The organism is Aeromonas sp. 30P, assembly GCF_051919805.1.
Taxonomy (GTDB): Bacteria; Pseudomonadota; Gammaproteobacteria; order Enterobacterales; family Aeromonadaceae; genus Aeromonas; species Aeromonas veronii.
This window is the reverse complement of record NZ_JBQBEA010000001.1, coordinates 3,317,094-3,340,810: the sequence shown is the minus strand read 5'-3', so window position 1 is coordinate 3,340,810 and position 23,717 is coordinate 3,317,094. Positions and strand designations below refer to the sequence as shown.

Annotated in this window: 22 protein-coding genes; 17 read left to right on the top strand and 5 right to left on the bottom strand. The window is 58.8% G+C overall.

Annotated features, from left to right (window positions below):
* Positions 1 to 471: 471 nt before the first annotated feature.
* The 10 genes from ACTG2B_RS15445 to ACTG2B_RS15400 all read left to right on the top strand — a co-directional run bounded on the left by ACTG2B_RS15445 (position 472) and on the right by ACTG2B_RS15400 (position 10,421).
* On the top strand, positions 472 to 993 hold the full coding sequence (locus ACTG2B_RS15445; protein WP_144715926.1) for a hypothetical protein: 522 nt from the start codon (positions 472 to 474) through the stop codon (positions 991 to 993).
* 388 nt (positions 994 to 1,381) lie between these two features.
* Complete coding sequence (locus ACTG2B_RS15440; protein WP_439996322.1) at positions 1,382 to 1,948, top strand: DUF3305 domain-containing protein; 567 nt, start codon at positions 1,382 to 1,384, stop codon at positions 1,946 to 1,948.
* Positions 1,941 to 2,534, top strand: a complete 594-nt coding sequence (locus ACTG2B_RS15435) for a DUF3306 domain-containing protein (protein ID WP_439996320.1) — start codon at positions 1,941 to 1,943, stop codon at positions 2,532 to 2,534. The genes ACTG2B_RS15440 and ACTG2B_RS15435 overlap by 8 nt, the downstream gene beginning before the upstream one ends.
* A 103-nt stretch (positions 2,535 to 2,637) precedes the next feature.
* Positions 2,638 to 4,404 (top strand): 4Fe-4S binding protein, encoded by a 1,767-nt coding sequence (locus ACTG2B_RS15430; RefSeq protein WP_439996318.1) that lies wholly within the window; start codon positions 2,638 to 2,640, stop codon positions 4,402 to 4,404.
* 9 nt (positions 4,405 to 4,413) lie between these two features.
* Positions 4,414 to 5,031 carry a TorD/DmsD family molecular chaperone gene (locus tag ACTG2B_RS15425; protein ID WP_257725193.1) on the top strand — a complete coding sequence of 206 codons (618 nt, stop codon included), beginning with the start codon at positions 4,414 to 4,416 and terminating at the stop codon, positions 5,029 to 5,031.
* A gap of 117 nt (positions 5,032 to 5,148) precedes the next feature.
* On the top strand, positions 5,149 to 5,352 hold the full coding sequence (locus tag ACTG2B_RS15420) for a transcriptional initiation protein Tat (RefSeq protein ID WP_005303194.1): 204 nt from the start codon (positions 5,149 to 5,151) through the stop codon (positions 5,350 to 5,352).
* A gap of 23 nt (positions 5,353 to 5,375) precedes the next feature.
* Complete coding sequence (locus ACTG2B_RS15415) at positions 5,376 to 8,252, top strand: formate dehydrogenase subunit alpha (RefSeq protein WP_439996317.1); 2,877 nt, start codon at positions 5,376 to 5,378, stop codon at positions 8,250 to 8,252.
* Between the two features lie 4 nt (positions 8,253 to 8,256).
* Complete coding sequence (fdh3B, locus tag ACTG2B_RS15410; RefSeq protein WP_005334799.1) at positions 8,257 to 8,883, top strand: formate dehydrogenase FDH3 subunit beta; 627 nt, start codon at positions 8,257 to 8,259, stop codon at positions 8,881 to 8,883.
* Complete coding sequence (locus tag ACTG2B_RS15405; protein ID WP_005334792.1) at positions 8,880 to 9,851, top strand: formate dehydrogenase subunit gamma; 972 nt, start codon at positions 8,880 to 8,882, stop codon at positions 9,849 to 9,851. Before fdh3B ends, ACTG2B_RS15405 begins: the two co-directional genes overlap by 4 nt.
* Positions 9,852 to 10,010: 159 nt before the next feature.
* Positions 10,011 to 10,421, top strand: coding sequence for a hypothetical protein (locus ACTG2B_RS15400; protein WP_013723543.1), 411 nt, complete (start codon positions 10,011 to 10,013; stop codon positions 10,419 to 10,421).
* 87 nt (positions 10,422 to 10,508) lie between these two features.
* Here ACTG2B_RS15400 and ACTG2B_RS15395 read toward each other — a convergent pair whose 3' ends face one another.
* Positions 10,509 to 11,273 (bottom strand): substrate-binding periplasmic protein, encoded by a 765-nt coding sequence (locus tag ACTG2B_RS15395; RefSeq protein ID WP_439996316.1) that lies wholly within the window; start codon positions 11,271 to 11,273, stop codon positions 10,509 to 10,511.
* Between the two features lie 274 nt (positions 11,274 to 11,547).
* On the opposite strand from ACTG2B_RS15395, the gene ACTG2B_RS15390 reads away from it, so the two are divergent.
* Complete coding sequence (locus ACTG2B_RS15390) at positions 11,548 to 13,263, top strand: NAD-dependent malic enzyme (protein WP_323925425.1); 1,716 nt, start codon at positions 11,548 to 11,550, stop codon at positions 13,261 to 13,263.
* Positions 13,264 to 13,350: 87 nt separating this feature from the next.
* Here the strand turns inward: ACTG2B_RS15390 and ACTG2B_RS15385 are convergent, their stop codons facing one another.
* Entirely contained in the window at positions 13,351 to 13,692 is a 342-nt protein-coding gene (locus tag ACTG2B_RS15385; RefSeq protein WP_123172591.1) for an RT0821/Lpp0805 family surface protein, read from the bottom strand.
* Positions 13,689 to 15,026, bottom strand: a complete 1,338-nt coding sequence (locus tag ACTG2B_RS15380) for a hypothetical protein (protein WP_439996314.1) — start codon at positions 15,024 to 15,026, stop codon at positions 13,689 to 13,691. The genes ACTG2B_RS15385 and ACTG2B_RS15380 overlap by 4 nt, the downstream gene beginning before the upstream one ends.
* Positions 15,027 to 15,331: 305 nt before the next feature.
* Here ACTG2B_RS15380 and ACTG2B_RS15375 point away from each other — a divergent pair, with 305 nt between their 5' ends.
* The 5 genes from ACTG2B_RS15375 to ACTG2B_RS15355 all read left to right on the top strand — a co-directional run bounded on the left by ACTG2B_RS15375 (position 15,332) and on the right by ACTG2B_RS15355 (position 21,142).
* On the top strand, positions 15,332 to 16,570 hold the full coding sequence (locus tag ACTG2B_RS15375; RefSeq protein ID WP_040065362.1) for a uracil-xanthine permease family protein: 1,239 nt from the start codon (positions 15,332 to 15,334) through the stop codon (positions 16,568 to 16,570).
* Between the two features lie 551 nt (positions 16,571 to 17,121).
* The gene (locus tag ACTG2B_RS15370) at positions 17,122 to 17,853 is read left to right on the top strand and encodes a substrate-binding periplasmic protein (protein ID WP_005334783.1); all 732 of its coding nucleotides are present in this window, start codon (positions 17,122 to 17,124) and stop codon (positions 17,851 to 17,853) included.
* Between the two features lie 65 nt (positions 17,854 to 17,918).
* Positions 17,919 to 19,445, top strand: coding sequence for a methyl-accepting chemotaxis protein (locus tag ACTG2B_RS15365; RefSeq protein ID WP_429200667.1), 1,527 nt, complete (start codon positions 17,919 to 17,921; stop codon positions 19,443 to 19,445).
* A gap of 376 nt (positions 19,446 to 19,821) precedes the next feature.
* A complete protein-coding gene (locus ACTG2B_RS15360) occupies positions 19,822 to 20,613 on the top strand; it encodes a winged helix-turn-helix domain-containing protein (protein ID WP_439996312.1) in 792 nt (263 codons plus the stop codon).
* Between the two features lie 10 nt (positions 20,614 to 20,623).
* Entirely contained in the window at positions 20,624 to 21,142 is a 519-nt protein-coding gene (locus ACTG2B_RS15355) for a hypothetical protein (protein ID WP_439996310.1), read from the top strand.
* On the opposite strand, the gene ACTG2B_RS15350 is transcribed toward ACTG2B_RS15355, so the two are convergent.
* Positions 21,132 to 21,551, bottom strand: coding sequence for a GNAT family N-acetyltransferase (locus ACTG2B_RS15350; protein ID WP_040065353.1), 420 nt, complete (start codon positions 21,549 to 21,551; stop codon positions 21,132 to 21,134). The genes ACTG2B_RS15355 and ACTG2B_RS15350 overlap by 11 nt on opposite strands.
* Before the next feature lie 160 nt (positions 21,552 to 21,711).
* Between ACTG2B_RS15350 and ACTG2B_RS15345 the strand changes: the two genes are divergently transcribed.
* On the top strand, positions 21,712 to 22,212 hold the full coding sequence (locus ACTG2B_RS15345; RefSeq protein ID WP_005334766.1) for an SRPBCC family protein: 501 nt from the start codon (positions 21,712 to 21,714) through the stop codon (positions 22,210 to 22,212).
* A 205-nt stretch (positions 22,213 to 22,417) separates the two neighbouring features.
* On the opposite strand, the gene glk is transcribed toward ACTG2B_RS15345, so the two are convergent.
* Positions 22,418 to 23,386, bottom strand: coding sequence for a glucokinase (gene glk / locus ACTG2B_RS15340; RefSeq protein ID WP_439996308.1), 969 nt, complete (start codon positions 23,384 to 23,386; stop codon positions 22,418 to 22,420).
* Positions 23,387 to 23,717 lie beyond the last annotated feature (331 nt).

Here is a 23,717-nt window from a genome sequence, read left to right as displayed (position 1 = left end):
TAAGGGGAGGGATACAGCAAGTTTTGTTCCAGATTACTTTTAGGCGAGGCTCTCTTTCTATGCGGTTGAGTAGGTTCGAATAGCGGAGCGTATTCGGACGATCGCGAGATTTGCAGCCTTGCACTCGTGCGCATATCGCTGGGTCGTGACGCTATGCTTGGTTTTTCGGCTACGAAAAGAAAAGGGGATGGCCGCTTGGCCTTATTCCACCGTTCATAATTACACAGCAAGCGGTATCTCCCCGCCGAATTGGTGCGGCATGATTGACCAGTCTCGACAGAAAATGGAGTGACCGGCTAACGGATTTATCGTTTAGTAGTCGGAATGACCGAATCAACCAATCGTTAGATACTCGATCGTCCGAATACGCTCCGCTATTCGAACCTACGGCCCCCAAGTTTTTAATTTGTATGACAATGTGTTAATGTTGTTTTTAAAATCACCAATTAGTCATTTTTAATGGGGGTTAAAATGGAAGAAATTAAAGTATGGTTGCAAAGAAATATTTATGTAATGGCTGATTTCACTGACGAAACATACACGAGCATTTCTGATTTTAGTATTATGTGGGCAATTTTCGAGGGTACTCAGTTACAAGATCGTCCTGAGGATCGAGCCGCGGTGGATGAGCTGGAATTTGTAGCACAACGAACTTCCTATTGTGCTACCGTTTTGGAGTACGCACGCACTTACTGGTCACACCGTTATATTGGAGCTGATGGTGAGGGAAATGATAAATTCAGAAGGCTAGGTTTTAGGCATAAACCGCATTCTGAATTAGTACTTCGAGTATTGAAAGGAGAGGTAGTCAATGAAGAGGAACAGATTCATGCTTTGCTGCTAATAGTATATCGTCTTCGAAATAATTTATTTCATGGTGAAAAGGATATGGCGAAGATTAATAGTCAAGTTGAGAATTTAAAATATGGCGCTTCAGTGCTAAAAGACATTATTGAAGCTACAAGAAGACATGTATTTCTAAACGTGACATAAATATTATCTCGTATGTTGGGCTAAATCGTAGGTTGGTGATGAACGAAGTGAAGCCCAACGTTTACCGCGAACAGCCTTATTAAGGCAATAATCGGATAATTCGGCCTTATTCGATTATTGCCATCCCTCTTGATTAGACTCTGGCGGATTGGTTTTACTCCGCATGTTGGGCTTCGCTGCGCTCTGCACCAACCTACGCCCGCGTCGATCCATATCCCGCACAACTCGCCAACCCGCAGCAATGCCTCCATCAACCACCAAACCTGCCTTGGCCCCACTCTTGCTAAGTCTTATCCCATTGATGGCCGTAGCCGCCATAAGTCTCCTGCTGTGATCCGCCCCGAACGGGGGGGAGCACGGGGGAGGGCGGCCCGGCCGAGACCTTTTGATGGGAGCCGTGACAGTGCAAGACACCACCAATACCTTGCCCCCGCAGCGCTGGCTGCAACTGGAGTTAAAGGCCATCGACAGCCAGGTTGGCCGCTGGCAGAGCCGCCGTTTCGAGATTGCGGCGCTCCATCCCGCTGAGCCCGAGGCTGCCGGTGCCTTGCCCCTTACCCTGTTTCGCGATGAGCGGGGGGATTATCGCTTCAATCTGAGCTCCGGTTCGCCCCGCCTTTTTGTTACCGGAAGTGTCACCGGAAGCCGCGTGGACAGTGGCTTTGTGGCCGATGGCCTCACCCTGAGCCAGACCGTGGCTGCCGCCTATATGGATGGCGAGCGGCAGGTGCTCTCCTGCCCGTTGCCCGAGGCGCTGCAAGCCTGGGTGGAGGCCTTTATCGGCCGTCACGGCGAGCTGCTGGAGGCCCGTCGCAAGGGCAAAAAGGGCAAGGGGCGGGCGCAGGATCAGCTGGGTGTCGATAGCCAGGATCAAGCCAGCTGTGGCGCCGTGAAAGCCACCGGCCCCGATGGCCGCGAGCGTGGCAGTGACAGCGGAAATCGCGCCCATGAGTGAGTTCCTCAAACGCTGGTCGTCTCGCAAGAGTGAGGCGCGCAAGCATCAGGTATTGCAGCCACGGGAAGAGGCCATTCCCGAGGCGGTTGCAGCCCCCATCGAAGGCAGTGGCGAAGGTGAAATCCCAGATACTGCGCTGGATAGCTCCGTAGTTAGTACTGACAAGGGGAGTGGCGAATCCTTCCATATCGAAGGGGCCGAGAGTGGCGAACCGCCGCTAACAACAGCCCAGCCGGGCAAGGCCAAACTCCCCGACAAGGAGGCGCTGCGGGCCATGTTTCGCAGCCATAAGCCGGATGGGCTCGACGACTACACCCAGGATTTCAGCCAGCCCGAATTGCTGCCCGCGGCCCTGACCACCGGGCTGCGCAACTGGCTGGTGGATCAGGTGATTGCCCCTGACAGCGAATCGGCCAATCCGGCCAGCGGATCCGCTGAACCGGTGGCGCTTGTCAGCGAACCTGCCGCCGACGAGCTGGCTGATAACCATTCTCAAACCCATACCGACGATCGGGACATTTTGGTTTCCTGTGATGGACAAAATGTCCCAGCCAAAGGTGGGGGAATGGAACCTTCAGGATCCTGACTCCCTGTCAGTCACTTTTTTCCCGGGGGAGTTGGCTCGCCTCTTGCTCTCTCGGCTTACCAACAAGCGCCCATCCCATGAGGTGGCGCGCACAGGAGCGTATGTGAGCACTGAACAAACATTGCCAAATCTGGCCCCAAATCTGGCCTCCAATCTTGCCCATGGGGCGGGGGCGGCCGAGCATAACGCGCGAGCTCGCGCCTATGCTCTGCAGCATACGGTCAAGACCGACAACCTGATCCCGGCCACTGTCTCTTACCAGAGTCAGGGGCGCCTGCTGCTGGTCGGCCCGGAAGATCGCATTCGCCGCGCTGCCAGCCAGCTGCCTGCCGGGGTAAAGCCTACCCTGCTGGTGACCGAATCCGTTTTTGATGCCGAGGCGGCGGATCTCGAAGCCATTTTCGATGCCACCTCATCCCTCGCGGCCCTGACCCTGCGCGAGCCGAGCCTGACAGGGTATCTCGGCCAGTTCCAGCTCACCGGCCTCAATGGTCAGGGGGAGCGGGTTAATCTAGCGGCGCTTTGCTTCCCACAACAAGGCTTTCCACAACAAGCGACTGCTGTTAGTGAACAGCCACGCGAACCGCGCTTCGATCTGGTGGCCGATCTGGGCCGCACCCAGCTCTTTGCGCTGGAGTGTCCGCCGGTGGGTTATCTGCATCTGGCTGATGACACAGACTTGGCTGAACGGCTCGCCGAGCTCTGTGCGCTGACCGGTATTTTCGACAAGCCGCGCTATTTTCGCCTCGACCCCGAGGCCTGCGCCTTTACCGCCCGCGGCGTGCCCGGTTGCAGCCGCTGCCTTGATGTCTGTCCGACCGATGCCCTCAAGCCCATCAATGGTCGCATCCAGATCGATCCCCATCTCTGTCAGGGCTTCGGTAGCTGCGCCTCGGCCTGCCCGACCGGGGCGATTGCCTATCACCAGCCCGACGCCAACACCAGCGGCGACTACCTGCTGCGCTTGCTCAAGCATTATCGGGAGGCGGGCGGCGAAGCGCCTCGACTGCTGATCGCCGGTGAAAACGAGCGCGAATGGGTGGAAGCCGAACTCACCCGACTGCCCGCCAACTGGCTGCCAGTCTGGGTGGAGGAGAGCGCGAGTTTAGGCATCGAGAGCTGGTTCGCCGCACTCTCCTATGGCGCCAGCGCGGTACGCATTGCGCTCGGTGACGATGCCCCCGCAAGCGTCCGTGCGCTGGTTGAGCGGGAACTGGCGAGCGCCGCCGTGCTCTTGGCGGGCGCCGGTCTTGCTGCCGATCGCATCGCCCTGTTTAACCCGGATGCTGGTGAGCCAGTTTCCGGCCAGCCAACCGTTGCCCTGCTGGAGAAGCCGCTCAAAGGGGACAAACGGGAGAACCTGTTTGCCACCTTCGATGTCCTCTGGCAGGCCAACGAGGGGAGCCGCGAGCCGCTGGCGGTGCCCCATGGCGCTCCATACGGCAGCGTGGAGCTGAAAGAAGCTGACTGCACCCTCTGCATGGGTTGCGTGGCGGTCTGCCCGAGCCGTGCCCTGCATGCGGTGGGGCACACTCCGGGTCTCAACTTTATCGAGCAGGACTGCATCCAGTGCGGCATGTGTGAAAAGGCGTGCCCCGAGCAAGCCATCGTACTGGTGCCCCGCCTGCAACCCGTGCCCGAAGCGCGCCGCGCCGTGCAGAGCCTGAAAGCCGAAGAGGCTGCCTGCTGCATTCGCTGCTCCAAGCCGTTCGCGCCCGCCTCGATGATCCGCCGCATCCAGCAAAAACTGGCCGGTCACTCCCACTTCCAGAATGAGGCCGCCCAGCGGCTGCTGATGTGCGAGGACTGTCGGGTCAAGGATGTGTTTGCGGCGCTGGCGGCGGATCCCGTCTCCCAGCTCAAGGTGTGAGGGCCAGTGATGAGTGAACAACATAACGAAAAGGCTGGCGAACTGACCATGACCGAACTGGAACAGAGCAGCGCCGATCTCTACGCCCTGCTGGCAAGCCTCTGGCGTGCCGCCCCCCGTGGCGAACAGCTCGCCTGGCTGCAAGGGTTGCAGCCGATGCCTGGCCCCTTTGCCAGAGGGCTCGGGCTGGTGCAGCTGGCGGCCAGTAGCCACCACGAAAACGAGCTTGCCGAGGAGTATCAGAATCTCTTTATCGGGCTGGGGCGCGGGGAGATCGTGCCGTTTGCCTCCTGGTATCTCACTGGCTCTTTGATGGAGCTGCCGCTGGCGGTGCTGCGTGCAGATCTCCAGTCCCTCGGTTTTGAGCGCCAGAGCGGAGTGTGCGAGCCGGAAGATCATCTGGCCGCCCTCTGTGAGGTGATGGCGGTACTGATTGGCGAGCAGCATCCGGAGCGCAACCGCTTCTATGAGCGCCACCTTGCCCCTTGGGTACTCGCCTGCTGCCGCGATCAGCAACAGGCGAAAGGGGGCAGCTTCTACCGGGCAGTCGGCGCCCTTGCCGAAGATTTCTTCAAGCTGGAAAACGAATTGCGCCTGCCGTTTGGCGCCTGCGTGGTGCCGGGCTGAACGCCCTTATCTGCGCATAACAAGAGCTGCACATAACAAAACGAGCAGACGAGATATCCCATTGGACGCGAAGCTGGCGCGCAGGCGCCAGCAAGAACAACAACAGAGGTCACAAGAATGAGCGATGAACAGCTGAAAGACCCGTCCCGCCGCAATCTGATCAAGGGAGTTGGCGTGGTCGCCACCATAGGCGTATTGGCCGGTGCCACCGGTCGGGTGGTGGGCAAAGAGGTGCTGACCCACGACACCGAGCCTGACAAGGGCTATCGGGAGACCCCCCATGTTCACGACTTTTATCGCACCCTGCGCGGCACCGACTGAGCCGGATCAGTGAAGGAGAACTCATGAAACTGACAAAACGTGCCGAGCAGCCCCAAGTGGGCGAGCAGGGCAATGAGGCCATTCGCGGTCAGGGGCTGACCCGTCGCGCCTTTATGGTCAACTCCGGTCTGGTGGCCGGTGGCGCCGTGGCCGCCGGTTGGCTGGCGCCAGCCATGATGCAGCGGGCCGAGGCCAAAACCGTGGCGGCCGACGTGCCGGTCGAGGTGAAGCGCACCATCTGTTCCCACTGCTCGGTGGGCTGCGGCGTTTATGCCGAGGTGCAGAACGGCGTCTGGACCGGTCAGGAGCCGGCCTTTGATCACCCCTTCAACCTTGGCGGTCACTGCGCCAAGGGGGCGGCCCTGCGCGAGCACGGCCACGGTGAGCGTCGCCTCAAGTACCCGATGAAGCTGGTGGGCGGCAAGTGGCAGCGCATCAGCTGGGATCAGGCCATCGAAGAGGTGGGTAACGAAGTGCTGCGCCTTCGCAAGGAGTCCGGCCCCGACAGCGTCTACTGGCTCGGCTCCGCCAAGCACTCCAACGAGCAGGCCTACCTGTTTCGCAAGATGGCGTCGCTTTGGGGCACCAACAACGTGGATCACCAGGCGCGGATCTGCCACTCCACCACGGTCGCTGGGGTCGCCAACACCTGGGGCTACGGTGCCATGACCAACAGCCTGAACGACATGCACAACAGCAAGTCGATCATGTTTATCGGCTCCAACCCGGCGGAGGCCCACCCGGTCGCCATGCAGCACATCCTGCTGGCGAAAGAGCGCAACGGCTGCAAGATTTTGGTGGTCGACCCGCGTCGCACCCGCACCGCCGCCAAGGCGGACATGTACCTCTCCCTGCGTCCGGGCACCGACGTCGCCTTTATCTGGGGCATGCTCTGGCACATCTTCAAGAACGGCTGGGAAGATAAAGAGTTCATCCGCACCCGTGTCTACGGCATGGATGAGGTGCAAAAAGAGGTGGCGCGCTGGACTCCGGCGGAAGTGGAGCGGGTAACCGGCCTCAACGAACAGCAGGTCTATGGCGCCGCCAAACTGCTGGCCGACAACCGCCCCGGCTGCGTGGTCTGGTGCATGGGCGGCACCCAGCACACCACAGGCAACAACAACACCCGCGCTTACTGCATCCTCGAACTGGCCCTCGGCAACGTGGGCAAGAGCGGGGCGGGCACCAACATCTTCCGTGGCCACGACAACGTGCAGGGGGCCACCGACTTTGGCGTCACCTCCGACTCCCTGCCCGGCTACTATGGGCTGGAAGAGGGCTCCTGGAAGCACTGGGCCCGGGTGTGGGATGTGGATTACGAGTGGATCAAGGCGCGCTTTGACAACAAGGCCTACAACGGCAAGCTGCCGATGAACAACAACGGCATTCCGGTCTCCCGCTGGGTGGACGGGGTGCTGGAGAACGCCGATCTGATCGAGCAGGGCTCCAACATCCGCGCCATGTTCTACTGGGGCCATGCGGTCAACTCCCAGACTCGCGGCCCGGAGATGAAGAAGGCGATGCAAAAGCTCGACATGATGGTGATTGTCGACCCGTACCCCACCGTCGCCTCGGTGATGAACGATCGCACCGACGGCGTCTACCTGCTGCCGGCCACCACCCAGTTCGAGACCTATGGTTCCGTCACCGCCACCAACCGCTCCATGCAGTGGCGCGACAAGGTGATTGAGCCTCTGTTCGAATCCAAGGTCGATCACGAGATCATGTATCTGCTGAGCAAGAAGCTTGGCTTTGCCGACCAGCTGTTCAAGCACATCAAGGTGGAGAACAACCAGCCACTGCTGGAAGACATCACCCGCGAATATAACCGCGGCATGTGGAGCGTGGGCTACACCGGTCAGAGCCCGGAGCGGCTCAAGGCGCACCAGCAGAACTGGCACACCTTCCACAAGACCAACCTCAAGGCCGAGGGCGGCCCGGTCAGTGGCGAAGTGTACGGTCTGCCCTGGCCCTGCTGGGGCACCCCGGAGATGAAACACCCCGGCAGCCATATCCTCTACGACACCAGTATTCCGGTGTCGGAAGGGGGCGGCGGTTTCCGTGCCCGTTTCGGCATCGAGTATCAGGGCGTCTCGCTGCTGGCTGAAGAGTCTTGGCCGAAAGGGAGCGAGGTAGAAGACGGCTATCCCGAGATCACTGCCGACCTGATGAAACAGCTTGGCTGGTGGGATGAGTTGACCGAGGCCGAGAAGAAAGAGGCCGAGGGCAAGAACTGGAAGACCGATCTCTCCGGCGGCATCCAGCGGGTCGCCATCAAGCACGGCTTTGTGCCGTATGGCAACGCCAAGGCGCGCTGCGTGGTGTGGACCTTCCCGGATCAGGTGCCCAAGCACCGCGAGCCGCTCTACACCCCGCGCCGCGACTTGCTGGCTGACTACGCCACCTGGCCTGATTCGAAGAGCCTGTGGCGCCTGCCGACCCAGTACGCCTCGGTGCAGGAGAAGGATGTCAGCAAGGAGTTCCCGATCATCCTCACCTCGGGCCGTCTGGTCGAATACGAGGGTGGCGGCGATGAGACCCGCTCCAACCCCTGGCTGGCTGAATTGCAGCAGGAGATGTTCGTCGAGATGAACCCGGCGGATGCCAACGACGTCGGTGTGCGCGATGGTCAGGATGTGTGGGTCGAGGGGCCGGAAGGGGGCAGGGTCAAGGTGAAGGCGCTGGTGACCCCGCGGGTCAAACCGGGGCTCGCCTTTATGCCGTTCCACTTCGGCGGCCACTTCGAGGGCAAGGATCTGCGATCCAAATATCCGGAAGGGTCTGACCCCTATGTGCTGGGGGAGTCGGTCAACATAGTCACCACCTATGGTTATGACCCGGTCACCCAGATGCAGGAGACCAAGGTCACCCTGTGCCGTTTTCGCAAAGTAGGAGCCTGATCCCATGGCCAGAATGAAATTCATGTGTGACACCAAGCGCTGCATCGAGTGCAACGGCTGTGTGACGGCGTGCAAGAACGAGAACGACGATGCCCTGGAGTGGGGCATCCAGCGCCGCCGGGTGGTTACCCTCAACGACGGCCTGCCGGGGGAGACCTCCATCTCGGTCGCCTGCATGCACTGCACCGACGCCCCCTGCATGGCGGTCTGCCCGGCCGACTGCTTCTATCACACCGACGACGGCATAGTGCTGCACAACAAGGATCTCTGCATCGGTTGTGGCTACTGCCTGTTTGCCTGCCCGTTCGGGGCGCCCCAGTTCCCGAAGACCGCCGCCTTTGGCGATCGGGGCAAGATGGACAAGTGCACCTTCTGTGCCGGCGGCCCGGAAGAGGATCACAGCGAGGCTGAGCGTCAGAAGTACGGTGCCAACCGCATCGCCGAGGGCAAGCTGCCCATGTGTGCCGAGCTCTGCTCCACCAAGGCACTGCTGGCAGGGGATGCGCAGGTGATCTCCGATATCTTCCGCGAGCGGGTTGCCTATCGCGGTGCCAAGGATGCGGCTTGGGGTAATGGCGATGAGCTGTTTCATGATGCCAGCAAGCTGAACAAGCAGGGAGGGGCGGCATGAAAACCTGGCTAATGGCCCTGTTTGCTGCCCTGCTGCTGGTGAGTACCGCAAGTTTCGCCGATGCCGAGAAAGAGGCGGTCGGCTTTGCCGGCGCCGATTACTGGCGGGCGGTGAAGGATGGGCAGGAGGGGGTGACCACCTCCCGCTCGCCGGAGCACGGAGTGCTTATCTCGGTGCCGGGCCAGCTCTGGTTCGAGGTGAAGACCAAGTGGGTGTCGCCGCTCGGCGCCATCGCCATTTTCGGGTCGCTCGCCATGTGTGGCCTGATGTATCTGGTGGTGGGGCAGACCAAGCTCTCCAAACCGCGCACCGGGCGCAAGCTCAAGCGCTGGAGTCGGCTGGATCGGGCGCTGCACTGGACCACGGCGGCCATGTTCCTGACCCTCTCCGGGTCGGGGCTGGCCATCATCTACGGCAAGTACTTCATCAAGCCGGTGGTGAGCCTCGGGGTGTGGGAGAACTGGATCTGGTTCGCCAAGGTGTTCCACAACTACGTGGGGCCGCTCTTCTTCCTCTGCCTGATGGGGGTACTCATCAAGTGGTTCCGCCACAACATCGTCAACATGGTGGATGTGCAGTGGTTCATGAAGTTTGGTGGCATGCTCGGCAAGCACAAGGGGAGTCACCCTTCGGCAGGCTTCTCCAACGGCGGCGAGAAGGCGATCTTCTGGTTGCTGATCTGGTTTGGCGGCATTGTGGTGGCGACCGGGCTGTTCCTCGACTTCCCCATCTTCGGCCAGCTGCGCCGCCAGATGGAGTGGGCCAGCTTTATCCATATCGTAGGCGCCTTGATCCTTATCTGCGGCTTTATCTTCCATATCTACATGGGTCTGTTCCAGCTGGAAGGGGCGCTGGAGGGGATGGTGACCGGCGAGGTGGACGAGACCTGGGCCAAGGAGCACCACGACCTCTGGTATGAAGAGGTGAAACACACCCTCGATGAGCCCAAGGCGGGCAAATCAAGCTGATGGTCGACAAAGAGTAAAGAGAAGGGGCGCTGCGGCGCCCCTTTTGATGGCGGGTCGATCGTGATGGCAAATTGATTGAGCGATGCCGCAAACGGCGATGGTTTTTTGGGCCACCTTGAGCAACAGTAACAGGGGTTCCATTCACACAAGGGATGACAAATGATGAGAAAAGCATGGCTGGCAGCGGTATGTGCATCTGCGCTCTTCGGTGGTATTGCGGGCGTGGCGCAGGCGGCTGACGGGATCAAGACCCAGCAGGTGCAGTTCAAGAAGGGGGAGTCAGGGGCGACTATCAACGGCACCATTCAGGGTAGCCAGACCCTCGATTACAAGCTGACGGCCAACAAGGGCCAGAGCATGGTGGTGATCCTGACCGGCAAGCCCTACTTCAATATTCTGCCGCCGGGCAGCAAGGGGGAGGCGATGTTTATCGGTTCTACCGAAGGGAACAACTTTGAGGCGACCCTGCCCGCCAAGGGCACTTATACCATTCGGGTCTACCAGATGGGGGCGGCCGAGAGCAGCAAGGCCAAGACGCCGTTCAAGCTGGAGGTGGGCATCAGCGGCTAATGCCAGCCGCTGACAAGCATCACAGAGGTGGCGGCCACAAAGGGCCGCCACCGTTGTTTTATCCCCTCTGTTTTTGCCTCGCCAAGGTCAATATTCCCCCCGGGCCAGCCGCTCGAAGTAGCGCTTATAACGTCCGCTGGCGATGGCCTGCTGCAACTGCTGATTGAACTGATCCCGCAGTTTGGCTGAATCCGGCATCTTGCGTGGGAACATCACGAAGCTGTCGTTGCGCAGAAAAGGGGTCTGACTGTGGGTGATGAGTGCCGCGCTGGCGGGGTCGAGCTGGCTCTGCAACTCGGCCAGACCGACTCGCAGCTCTTGTGGATAGAGGTCGATCCGTCCGCGCAGCAGCTTGCCGAAATTCTGTTTCACGTCGGTGACTTTCTGTTGAGTTACCTGGCCATCGGCCACCATCTTGTCCAGCTCGGGTCCGTAGCTGTAGGCGATATCGCCCCCCAACTGCATGCCGATGATCTGCTCAAGGCGCTCGGCCTGCAGCTGCCGTGATTTGAGGGAGAAGAAGACAAACTGCTCCTGCAGCACCGCTTCGCTGAACAGAAAATCCAGCTCCCGCTCCGGTTTGTGCATCCAGACTGCGGTGGCATCGTAGAGCTGGCTGTTGGCCGCCAGCGAATAGACCCGACCCCAGGGGGCGAAGTGGAACTTCACCTGATAGCCCGCCTCCTTGAACAGATCGCTGATGAGGTGGGCCACTGGCCCGTGCTGTTTTGACTGCTCGGAGACGAAAGGGGGCCATTCACCCACGATGATGTTGAGCACCCGGCCCGGTGCGGCGAGAGCCGACTGGCAGGTCAGAAACAACCACAGAGCAAGCAGCGGGATCAGGCGCATGGCTGAAAGAAGGGGACGCAGGCTGGCAGAGGCGAGGGCATCAGATCACTCCCGGCTGTGATGCGGTGAAAGGGGCTGGGTTGCCCGCAATGCTAACATGAGTCTCATTCCTTGCCGTGGATATTTGTTTCGCCGGGGTCGCCGGGCGCCTATTTTGGCCGCAGGGTATGCCCAAGCTCACAAAACCGATCGAGTAAACGTCATATGATTGATTTCATTATGAGTCTTGCTCTCCTGCCGAACGGCAATTTCACGTAAATCAAAGAGAATGACTATGGCTACCGGACAATATCTGCTGTGGAAAGATGCACAGGGACAGGATTTTCGCCCCGTTGCACTGACCGGCACTGATCTGCTTAACAATCGATACCTCAACAAGGGCACGGCCTTCACCGAACAGGAGCGGGCCGATTTTGATCTCGATGGTTTGCTGCCGCCTCAGGTACAAACTTTTGAAGCCCAGCTCGAGCGAGTGTATGAGGGGTTCAAGAGCGCTTGCAGCGATATCGAGAAGTACCAGAACCTGCGTGCCCTGCAGGATCGCAACGAGACTCTCTTCTATGCCCTGTTGTCACGCCATGTGGAGGAGATGACTCCCTACATCTATACCCCGACCGTGGGCAAGGCGTGCCAGGAGTTCAGCCACCGCTTCCAGAAGCCGCGCGGCCTCTACATCACCCCGGACAACGTGGATGACATGGGCAGTCAGGCCCGTCACTTCGATGCCAAATCGATCCGCATCATAGTCGTCACCGACAGCCAGGGCATTCTGGGGATCGGTGACCAGGGTGTTGGCGGCATGGGCATCCCCATCGGCAAGCTGGCGCTCTATACCTTGGGGGCCGGTATTCACCCCGCCTGCTGCATGCCCATCGCGCTGGATGTGGGCACCGACAATCAGAAACTGCTCGATGACCCCATGTATCTGGGCCGCCCCCACAAGCGTATTCGCGGCAAGGAGTATGAAGAGTTCATCGACAAGTTCGTGCAGGGGGTCAAGCGCCACTTCCCCAATGCGGTGCTGCAGTGGGAAGACTTCAGCAAATCCAACGCCTTCAACAATCTGGCCCGCTACCAGCAGGCACTGCCGTCATTCAACGATGATATTCAGGGCACCGGTGCCGTGGTGCTGGCCGGTATCATAGGAGCGGTCAAGGTCAAGGGCGAGACGCTGGGCCAGCAGAACTATCTGGTCTATGGCGCTGGCGCCGGCGGGGTTGGTGTCGCGGATCAAATCTGCGCGGGGATGATCCGCGAGGGGATGGATCCGCAGGCGGCCCGCGATCGCATCTACATTCTGGATACCCAGGGGCTGGTGTGCGACAACCGGGACGGACTCGACGAGTACAAGCGTCGCTACGCCAAACCGGGTTTGCTGCTGGCGGGTTGGGAGACCGAGGTGCCCGGCAAGGCCAATCTGGCCGATGTGCTGCGTCATGTGCCCATTACCGTGTTGCTGGGTACCAGCGGCTCGGGCGGGGCCTTCCAGGAAGAGCATATCCAGCTGATGCTGCAGCATTGCGAGCGCCCCATGGTGTTCCCGCTCTCCAACCCGACCGCCAACTGTGAAGCGCTGCCGGAAGATATCTACCGCTGGAGCAAGGGCAAAGCCATTGTCGCGACTGGCAGCCCGTTCAAGGATGTGAGCTACGAGGGGCAGGAGTTTCGGGTCGGGCAGGGCAACAACGTCTTTATCTTCCCCGGTGTAGGTCTGGCGGCCATCGTCAGCCAGCTCCGCGAGATCACGCCCGATGTATTCACTACCGCCGCCTTTGCGCTGGCCGAGTGCGTGAGTGAGGTTGACCTGGCGAAAGGGGCCGTTTATCCCCGCATTCGCGAGCTGCGCAGCATCTCGGTGCATGTGGCGACCGCCGTGCTCAAGGATATCGTGCGTCGGGATCCCTCCCACCCGTTGATCGGTCAGGATCTACAGCAGCATATCCTCAACCACATGTGGGAGCCGGTTTACCTGCCCTATCGTCGGGTATAACCGCATATTCACCGCTCGGATAACGGGTCGGTAAAGATGACAAGGGGGTAGCGCTGCTACCCCCTTTCGTTTACCCCGTGGCATTCACTAAGTTCGCAATGGCCGCCAGCGCCCTTGCTGACTGCGACAGGCGGTATCCTGCCACTGCTGGCTCGCCTTGCCGATATAGAGTTGCTCGCGATAGTCGCGGCACCACTCCCCGCTGGTATGGCGGAAGGTGCGTAGCGGGGTGACGCTACCCGAGTGACGGTTAGCCGGATTGAACCAGGTGAGGCTCTGCCCTTTGGTGCGGGTTTCCAGCGCCTTGGCAAGGGCCTGATTGGCCAGTTGAACATCTGCCTTATCCATTTGATGGTAAAGCGGCGGAGTGTCGACCGTGGCGCAGCCAGCGAGGCCGAGCAGGAGGAGTGGTAACAGATATCGCATCATGGTTGCCCCTGTTGGCGAAAACCGTTGTTGAGCAGCGCCCGCTCCTGCTCATCGGTAAGCACTTGCTGGCGATCATCGATCGAGCCATCACCCCTGAGCTTGTTGCCATTGGCATCGACAGCATCCACACCGTTGTCATCGACCGTGCCATCGCCCCTGAGTTTGTTGCCATTGGCATCGACGGCATCCACACCGTTGTCATCGACTGTGCCATCGCCTCTGAGCTTGTTGCCGTTGGCATCGACGGCATCCACACCGTTGTCATCGATGGTGCCATCGCCTCTGAGCTTGTTGCCATTGGCATCGACCGCATCCACGCCGTTGTCATCGATGGTGCCATCACCCCTGAGCTTGTTGCCGTTGGCATCGACGGCATCCACACCGTTGTCATCAACGCCATTGCCAAACCCGCGGCCACCCCCATGGCGTTCTCCCCCTGCATGTTTTTCTCCACCAGCATGCCGTTCACCTCCACCATGCTGCTCTCCGCCGGCATGCTCGCCTTGGCCGCCACTGTCATCGCTGCCCCCATCGCTGCCACCGCCGCTGCCACCGCCGCTGCCACCGCCGCTGTTGCTGCCCCCACCGCTGTCGCTGCCACCGCCGCTGTCGCTGCCTCCGCCGCTGTTGCTGCCCCCATCGCTGTCGCTGCCACCGCCGCTGTTGCTGCCTCCGCCGCTGTTGCTGCCTCCACCACTGCTGCCCCCACTGCCACCATCGCCATCTTTGTTGTGAACGATCAGCTCATTGGCGATGTAGCTGTGGCTGCCATCGAGCAGCAGATTGAAGAGTGCGGTAGTGGGAGATGCCTCGATCCAGCAGAGTGACTCAACCAGCAGTAATTCCGGCTGGGGTTGCAGGGCCAGATTGCCCGTCACCATAACAGGTGCGGGGCGACACATTATCTGCATGCCGGTAAATAGCGGCAGCACCGCCAGTTGCGGGTTTTCGGTTCGTGTCATGGCCGGTGAGATGGCTGCCCAGCCCCGAGTGGTCAGCAGAGGGTGCTCTGCGGTAAAGAACGGGGGCAGATCATTGATCCCATAGAGTCTACGCTTGCCCAGTATGACCCGTTCGACCGCCAGGATCCGGTTACTGCCGCCGTGCTGATCCAGCACCTGTTCACCGACCCGGAGCGTCTCTATGGGGCGGGTGGAGCCATCGGCCATCGTGATGCGAGTGCCGGCGATAAAGCAGGACTTGGCATAGGCCTGATTCATTTGCCACTCATTGTGGGCGAAATCATAACTGAACGGGTTTGCAAACAGGGCGAGTGCGATGGCCGAGCCAATAAGCAATCTGCGCTGGTTGGCCTTGAATGGGGGCTGTGACATGGGGACTCCTTGTCCATCTTGATTCACAGGATCCATTATAGAGCGCCCTCTGGCGGCGGCATTTTTGACCATGAACACAATAAACATGATGGAAAAACGATTGGCGTTCGTCATAATAATGCGTAAAATCGCATACTCGATGCTTGTAGCAACGAATCCCGCCTAAAAAGCCAGTTTCATGCCCTTCCCAAGCAGTAAAAGGTAACAAGTGGCGAATTTGTGTTCATTTTGTGCCTTGAAAAAGTCTTGTGATAACTGAAAAGTGATAAATATCCCCATCAGTTATCAAAAAATTAAGGACATCCATGTTTTCCTTAGTCAAGCAAAGTGTCGCCGGGCTGCAAATCCTGTTTGTCGCCTTCGGCGCCATGGTTCTGGTGCCCCTGCTCACCGGACTGAACCCCTCCATGGCCCTGCTTGGCGCCGGTGTGGGCACCCTGTTGTTCCAGCTCTGCACCCGCCGCCAGGTCCCGATTTTCCTCGGTTCCAGCTTTGCCTTCATCGCCCCCATCATCTACGCCACCCAGACCTGGGGATTGCCATCCACCATGTTTGGCCTGTTTGCCGCCGGTTTCATGTATTTCATTCTGGCTGCGCTGATCCGGGCAAAAGGGATGGGGTTTGTGCACAAATTGCTGCCCCCGGTGGTGATTGGCCCGGTGATCATGGTCATCGGTCTTTCTGTGGCGCAGGTTGCCTGCAACATGGCGATGGGCCGTGCCGGTAGTGAGCAGGTGGTACCTGCGGGGACTGCGCTGACGCTGGCCGGTATCTCGCTGGCGGTCACCCTGATTGCAGCTGTGTTCTGCAAGGGATGGATCAAGCTGATCCCCATCCTGTGCGGCGTGATTGCCGGTTATGTCTCGGCGGTGTTCATGGGCCAGGTGAGTTTCGATGGCATGGTGAACGCCCCCTGGCTGGCGCTGCCCCACTTCGAAACCCCGGAGATCAACTGGGCTGCTGCGTTGTTCATGTTGCCGGTAGCCATCGCCCCCTGTATCGAGCATATCGGTGGCGTGTTGGCGATTGGTGGTGTGACTGGTAAGGATTACACCAAGGAGCCGGGTTTGCACCGTACGCTGGCCGGTGACGGCATCGGCGTCTGCTTCGCCGGTTTCATCGGTGGCCCCCCTGTGACCACCTACGCCGAAGTGACCGGTGCCGTGATGATCACCCGCAACTTCAATCCGGTCACCATGACCTGGGCTGCGGTGTTTGCCATCATTCTGGCCTTCTTCGGCAAGTTCAATGCGCTGCTTACCTCCATCCCCATGCCGGTGATGGGCGGTATCATGCTGCTGCTGTTCGGATCCATCGCTGCCATCGGTCTCAAGACGCTGGTGGAATCCAAGGTGGATCTGGGACTGTCACGCAATATCGCCATCGTTGCCGTGACTCTGACCGTCGGTGTCGGTGCGCTTGAGATGAAGATTGGCGACTTCGCGCTGGCCGGTGTTGGCCTGGCCTCTGTTGCCGCCATCCTGCTCAACCTGATCCTGCCTGCGCACTCCGAAGAGGGGGTGATGGACGCGGCCAAGGATTGAGTTCCACCAGACGTTCATTGTTGATTTGGAGAAGGCCACCTCGCGGTGGCCTTCTCATTTTCGGGTATCTAGCGCCACTTTTTGGCTCGACGGAGCTCATCTGGAATCTAATTTGGAAGCAGATGAGGGGGTTAGCATTCTCATTTGACGTATCTCTTTTCGTGACCTTAGCTAAAGGACAGGTTTGGCTCTGAGGTCTCCTCGAGCAGTATGGGAAAATGGATGTTGGCGTTTTCTATCATTTCTCTCCCAGACCCCTGTTATAAAACGATGCGCTTTTTCTTTGCCACGGCGCTGTTGTATGGCAGAGGCTTATCCGCCCCACTCCACACTCCCCTTATGCTGCCCTGGCATGTTTCCTCCTCGATTTGTTGTGAGCCTCCCTCGCCGGTTGCGTTTCGTTGCGCACAGGCAAAATCCGGATCTGTTTGCTGCTGCACATGGGTGGGCGGCGAGCCGTGAAAGCCGGCATGACCCCAGCGGGTCAGACGTGCACCGCCATCGGTAACGGCGGATGTTCAGGGATGAATGGCAAGCAAAGCGAGGTTGCAATGAACTATCAACTGCTGTGGAAAAGTGCAATTTTTTCAGTCTCTTCCATGATGGCGATAAGCGCTGTTCAGGCTGCGCCACTGAACGTGATGACCGAGGATTACCCGCCATTCAACATGCAGGGAGAGGGGGGCAAGATTGTCGGGCTGTCGACCGAGGTGGTCGAAGAGCTGTTCAAGCGTGCTGGAGTCGAATACAAGCTGACCCTGATGCCCTGGAAACGGGCGTACGAAGATACCCTCGGTACTCCCAATACCGCCCTCTACTCCACGACCCGTACTCCGGAGCGGGAAGCACTGTTCAAGTGGGTAGGGCCGCTGGTCAATAACAACTGGGTGTTTTTCTCCAGCTCGACCGCCAATATCACGGTCAAGTCGCTGGAAGATGCCAAGCAGTATTCGGTGGGTGGCTATAACGGCGATGCGGCCGCCGAATATCTCAAGGCCCAGGGATTTGCCAAGTTGCAGTTGGCTGCCAACGATACCGCCAACGTGAAGAAACTGGAGGCCGGCCGCATCGATCTATGGGCAACCGGCCAGTATCTGGCCCCCTATCTGGCCAGCAAGGAGAAGGTGGCCTCACCCAAGCCGGTCTTCGTGTTCAAGGAAACCCAGATGAGCTTGGCGTTTAACAAGGACACGCCCGATGAGCTCATCACCAAGCTTAACGAGATCCTCGCTGCCATGAAGGCGGATGGCACCATCGACAAGATCAATGCCAAGTACCAGTAACAGTACCAATAGGCAAGTGCCGCTCAATGGCACTGCGCCGGCTGCCGTAAAACCGGGAGGAAACCATGGATTGGAAAAGTCTGACGTTCAGGATTGCCGTGTTGACCTCCCTGTCGGTGAGTCTGCTACTGGTGTTGTTTGGCGCTTACAACTACCACGCCGTCAAGGCGGAGAGCTACAGCAAACAGAGTGCGCTGGTCGAACAGGCCATCGGCCGGCTGCAGCTCTCCCTGCCCGGCCCGCTGTGGAATTATGAATCGGCCTTCATCGAGGCATCGCTCAAGTCCGAGCTGGCGGCCGATATACTCAGTGCGTTGCTGGTGGTCAACAAGGACAAGCTGGTAGCCGGGTTTGCCCGTGACTCGGCGGGGAGCATTGCCCCCGTGACAGCCATGCCTGCCGATACCGCTGCCTACGGAGGGTATGATCTGGTCTATGACGACAGTGGCCAGAAAAACACCGTGGCCCGATTGCTGGTGCAAACCAGTGATGCCGCCATTCAGGCCCAACTGCGCCAGCAGTTGATCACCACCGTCTGGCAGATCCTGATGCTCGATCTCTGCATCATCGCGCTGCTGATGGTGCTGATTCATCGCAACGTGCTCAGGCCGCTTCATCAGATGAATCAGGCGGTGTTCGATCTGGCCAAAGGAGAGGGGGATCTGACCCGGCGTCTAAAGATCAGCCGCCAGGATGAGATGGGCGCGCTGGCCACCAACATCAACCACTTTATTGCCAAGTTGCAGGAGATGGTGGCGGAGATCAACGAGCTCTCTGCCGGTGTGTTGCAAACCGCCGAACTCTGTGACTCCCTCTCGGCAGATACCCGGGTAGGCAGTGACGCCCAGCAATCCGAGCTGGATCAGGTCGCCACCGCCATTACCGAAATGAGTCAGGCTGTGCAGGAAGTGGCTGGCAATGCGGTGAAAACCTCTGGCGCTACCGATGAGGCCAACCTCTATGTGGAGCAGGGTTACAATCTGGCGGGCCATGCCAATGAGGCCATCCATCAACTGGTGGGGGAGGTGGAGCGAGTCGCCACCCTGATGCGCACCCTTTCGACCGAAAGCAGCAGCATTGGCACCATCATCGAAGTGATCAACGGCATTGCCGAGCAGACCAATTTGCTTGCCCTCAACGCGGCCATCGAGGCGGCGCGGGCGGGTGATCAGGGGCGCGGTTTTGCGGTGGTGGCGGATGAGGTGCGCACCTTGTCGGGCCGTACTCGCCAGTCGACGGAGGAGATCAGTGCCAGTATCAAGCGGTTGCAGCAAGCGACCCAGAATGTCGGGGCCGGCATGCAACAGAGTCAGGAGAAGGCATCCCGCGCCGGCATCGAGGCGGCAGATGTGCAGATATCGGTGGAGAAGATTAAAAATCAGGTCAGCCTGATCCGCGAGATGAACATGTATATCGCCCAGGCATCGGAAGAACAACACTCGGTGGCGGAGGCGGTCAGCCACAGCGTCAACCGGATTGCGACGCTCAACAGCGAGAGTGCGGCCAGAGTGGCACAGGTTGCCGAAGCCAGCAGCGATCTGCGGCAGCTGTCGGCCCAGCTCGACACCCTGCTCAAGCAGTTTCGGGTCTAGTCAGTTCACTTCGCCCCGTTGGATCATCCTGCGGGGCAGGTCGGTCCCCATTATTTTGAGGCGCTGCGAGATGTCGTGAGGGGCAAGGGGTCTTGTCCTGCAGCGCTTTTCGTCATGTCCATGTCACTGTTCAGCTGATATTGGCGTGACCGCGATAGGCGAAACTCGCAGCATCATGCTCTGCCCGATACGCAGTCCGACAGTGCTGGACGCATATTTTCATTTTCCCCGCTCATGCCTGCCTGCATCTATTGTGCCGCTGATCTCGACCCTTTAGAATTTCGTTTAATTACAGCGAGTCCTGAGCCGCCATCTGGCTTTATCAGGTGTGGAATCCCATCTTCTTCATGATGAATGCAAATAACAGGTGGTTGGTATGACGGGGGTTGCGCCAGGCAATAACATATCAGCCTATCACTTCGGTGATTATGTCTTTGATGTCAAAAGGCGAGAGCTGATCTTCTGTGCCGACAAGGACAACTTGCAAAGCGCCCGGGTGGTGCGTTTGTCATCGGCAGAGAGCCTCATTTTCAGCTATCTGCTCGATCACCATGACGAGGTGTGCGACAAGGATCTGTTGCTCGAAATCGGCTGGTTGGGTCGCCCCATCAGCCCCAACTCACTGAACGTGGCCATCGCCAATATTCGTCGCCACTTCACCTCATCCCCCCAGACGCTGGATATCAGAAGTACCCCGAAAAAAGGGTACTCCCTGCATCTGAACTGCAAGATGAAGAGCTATTACGGCAAGGCACTGCCAACAGAGAGTGAGCCCTTGTCCGAGCCGATGAGCGAGCCCACGCCTGCAGTGGCTGCGCAGTCACCGTCGACATCACCAAGCTCCGACCACGAGGTCATCAAAGAGCCTGCTGCTCCCCGTTCTTTTGGTGAGCGCGCCAAACTTGCCTTTCTCAGTGGTATCGGGCGGCCAATGCTGGCAAGGGGCCTGATATACGTCAATCTGCTACTGGTTGTGTTGGTGGCGTTTGTCGCCAGCTATCTCCATTTCGAGTGGCTCCATGTGAACTGCACCGACTCGCCGACCGGCGTTGTTTGCCAGATGGAGGCACGGAGCGATGTGCCACCAGTCAAACCGGCATCGCTGGTGCTGGTCTCCGGCCACCAGGTTCGCGTGCTTTCCTATAAAGAGCTCGAAAAAACGCTGTAAGGGATCTCTGATGAAACGAACGCTGAAAAATACCTTGCTGCTGTTGCCACTGCTTGTCGTGCTGCTGTTTGTGGTCGGGATGTTTATCAACAGTCTGGGCTGCCATTACGACCTGAAAATGTCGGCCAATGGAGTCAACTATCACGGGGTGTGCCGCTGGGGAAAAATCACCGTGATCGAAGAGGAGGAGGCGACCAGGGAGAAGTGGCGGGTGACCGGTTTTCAACTGACCTTCTTCAACCAGCTTGTTTACCTCATCGACAGTCGTACCCAACTGCACGAATCGGGTAACGATGACTCCTATCTCAATGAGTACAACCTGATCCAGTCGCAATATGCGCTGGTCAACTATGCCTGGGTGCCGCTGACTGAAAACAAGGTGGCGATCTTCCAGCGCGATCCGGTGCATGAGGTCGTGATTGCCCAGCGAGATGGCTGGTTCGATCTCTACCGCTGGTTCTTCCCCCCGGCACCGCTGGTGCCTGTTCAGCCACAAAGCGAAGGTGCCGGGCGTCCCGCTAGTTTCTAAGCAACTTGCACCAGGGGCCGGTGACCTCGCAGTGGCCTGTCTCATCACTGTTTTGCCAGCCCAGCCGATGGTAGAAGGCTACTGCCGCCGTGTTGCGGGTCGCAACCTTGAGCGAGCCGTGCGGCGAATCAGCGAGGCCCCGCTCCAGCAGGGCGCGCCCGATCCCCTGGCCGTGCCAGTCGCTTGACACATAGAGGTGATGGACGAAGTGATCGGGCTGCCAGATGGCGATAAAGCCGCAGATATTGCCCCCCTGCTCGGCTACCCACACCTGTTCACCTTTGGTCTGTTCCTCGAAATCCTCGAGTTGGAAACGGGCGGGATCGACCCAGTGAAAGGTGTGGCGGCGGCTTTTCAAAAACAGCCGAGCCAGTTGTGGAATGTCGTGTTCTTCCATGAGCCGGATCATGATGCCCTCCCGGATCAAGCCAATGTTCATTGAGGCAGCTGCACAGCGGCAGGTTAATCGATGCAAATGACAAGGGTGTGATTAAGCACTGTCCATTGTATTTGCCATGGGGCTATACTGCCGGAGTCCCTTGTATGGATGGCTTGAGGATCGCTGATTTATGGACAATAAACTGATTGAAGGCAACATTTTTGTTCCGGCGCACATAGACGATGTCTGGCACGCCTGGACTACCGAAAGCGGTCTGCGCAGTTTTCTGGCTCCCGAATGTTTGATGGTGGCCGAACCGAATGGTCCTTTCGAGATCTACTTCAGGCCTGATGCCCCGCTGGGTGAACGTGGCAGCGAAGGGTGCCGGGTCATGGCCGTCATGCCCTATGACCTGCTCAGTTTCAGCTGGAATTTCCCGCCCAGCCTACCCCATATCCGCCAGCAAAAGACCCAGGTTTGCCTGCGATTTGTGCCGGAAGGGCAGGGCACTCGCCTCTACTTCCTCCAGAGCGGTTGGGCCAATGATCCGGATTGGGATCAGGGTTATGCCTATTTTCGGGAAGAGTGGCTGGAGACCAGCCTGCCACGGTTGCAGTACCGTTTTACCCACGGTCCCATCGACTGGAACAATCCGCCAGACAAGGCGCAGTTGAAGGCGCTGGCCCAGTAATCCCGGATATCAGACATAAAAAAAACCGGCCAAAAGGCCGGTTGAAACAGTTCAGGCTTGTCAGGTGACAAACGTATCCAGCGGATGAGAGTCGCTTTCCACTCCTTGTGAAGCACAACCCTCTTGGTTACGTGCGGCTACTATATGCCATTCACACTGAATCGAGGCTGAACCATGGATGATCCCGCTTCGTTCCCCTCTTCAATCAGATAGTGATCCCCATCGACTGACGCAAGTAAGCGCCCGCACCGAGCAGCCCCGGCCCTTCATGGGTGATCAGAAACACCGGGATCTCCTTGAGGTAGGACTTGAAGCGCCCCTTGTCTTCAAAGGCGACCCGGAAACCGGAACCGGTAAAGAATTCCTGGAAGCGCGGCACTATGCCACCTGCGATATAGACGCCGCCAAAGGTACCCATATTGAGGGCCAGATTGCCGGCAAAGCGGCCCATCAGCACGCAGAACAGGCTCAAGGTGCGACGGCAATCGAGGCACTCACCCGCCAGTGCGCGCTCGGTAATGTCTTTGGGGGCGAACGGCTCTGGCTCACGACCATCGGATTTCACCAGCCCGCGATAGAGATTGACCAGACCCGGGCCGGAGAGGAAACGCTCTGCCGAGACATGGCCCAATTCGCCACGCATCACCTGGAGCACCGCATCTTCCTCTTCGGTGTTGGTTGCAAAATCCACATGACCACCTTCACCCGGCAGGCTCAGCCACTGCTCACCCGCCTTGACCAGATGGGCGACCCCAAGGCCGGTGCCCGCACCATAGATGGCGATGGGCTTGCCCGCTACCGGCGCGGCGCCGCCAAGCTGGATGCGATCCGATTCAGCCAATACCGGCACTGCCATCGAGACGGCGGTAAAGTCGTTGATCACTTGCAGGCGTGCCAGCCCGAGATTGCCCTGCATCTCGCTGATGGAGAACTCCCAGCTGTGGTTGGTCATGGCAACCCAGTCACCGTTGATGGGGCAGGCGATGGCGATGCAGGCTTCAGCCACCTGTACCTTGTGTTCCTCCAGATAGAGGCGTACCACGGCTTCAAGGCTGGGATGGGCCAGACCTGAGTAGGTCTTTGCCTGAGAGATAGTACCGGTGGCCAGCTCACACAGGGCCAGACGCGCATTGGTGCCGCCGACATCGCCGACCAGCGCATGGGTATGCTGCATAATAACTCCTTCGTTACAGGATGGGGACGACTCTGGTGTCCCGAGATTATTGTTGGATTATGACGGTCCATTCTATCCGAGCTCAGGCTTGCTCACCTGCCGGATCGATACAAACGTGCGCCTGCTCACAGTGTTGTTGCTTTGCAACATTTGTAAGCGCTTTCATGGCAAGGTGACGTTTTGTAACGAAAAGTACGAAATAATTAGAGATGAGTCATACTTTGTATGGCAGGCGTTAGTTGCCATAACCGCTTGTCTTGTATAGTCCTTAGCTTGAATGGAAACTTGCTTAGCCGTAGATTGAGTGCAAAGACACTGAAGCTAAATTACA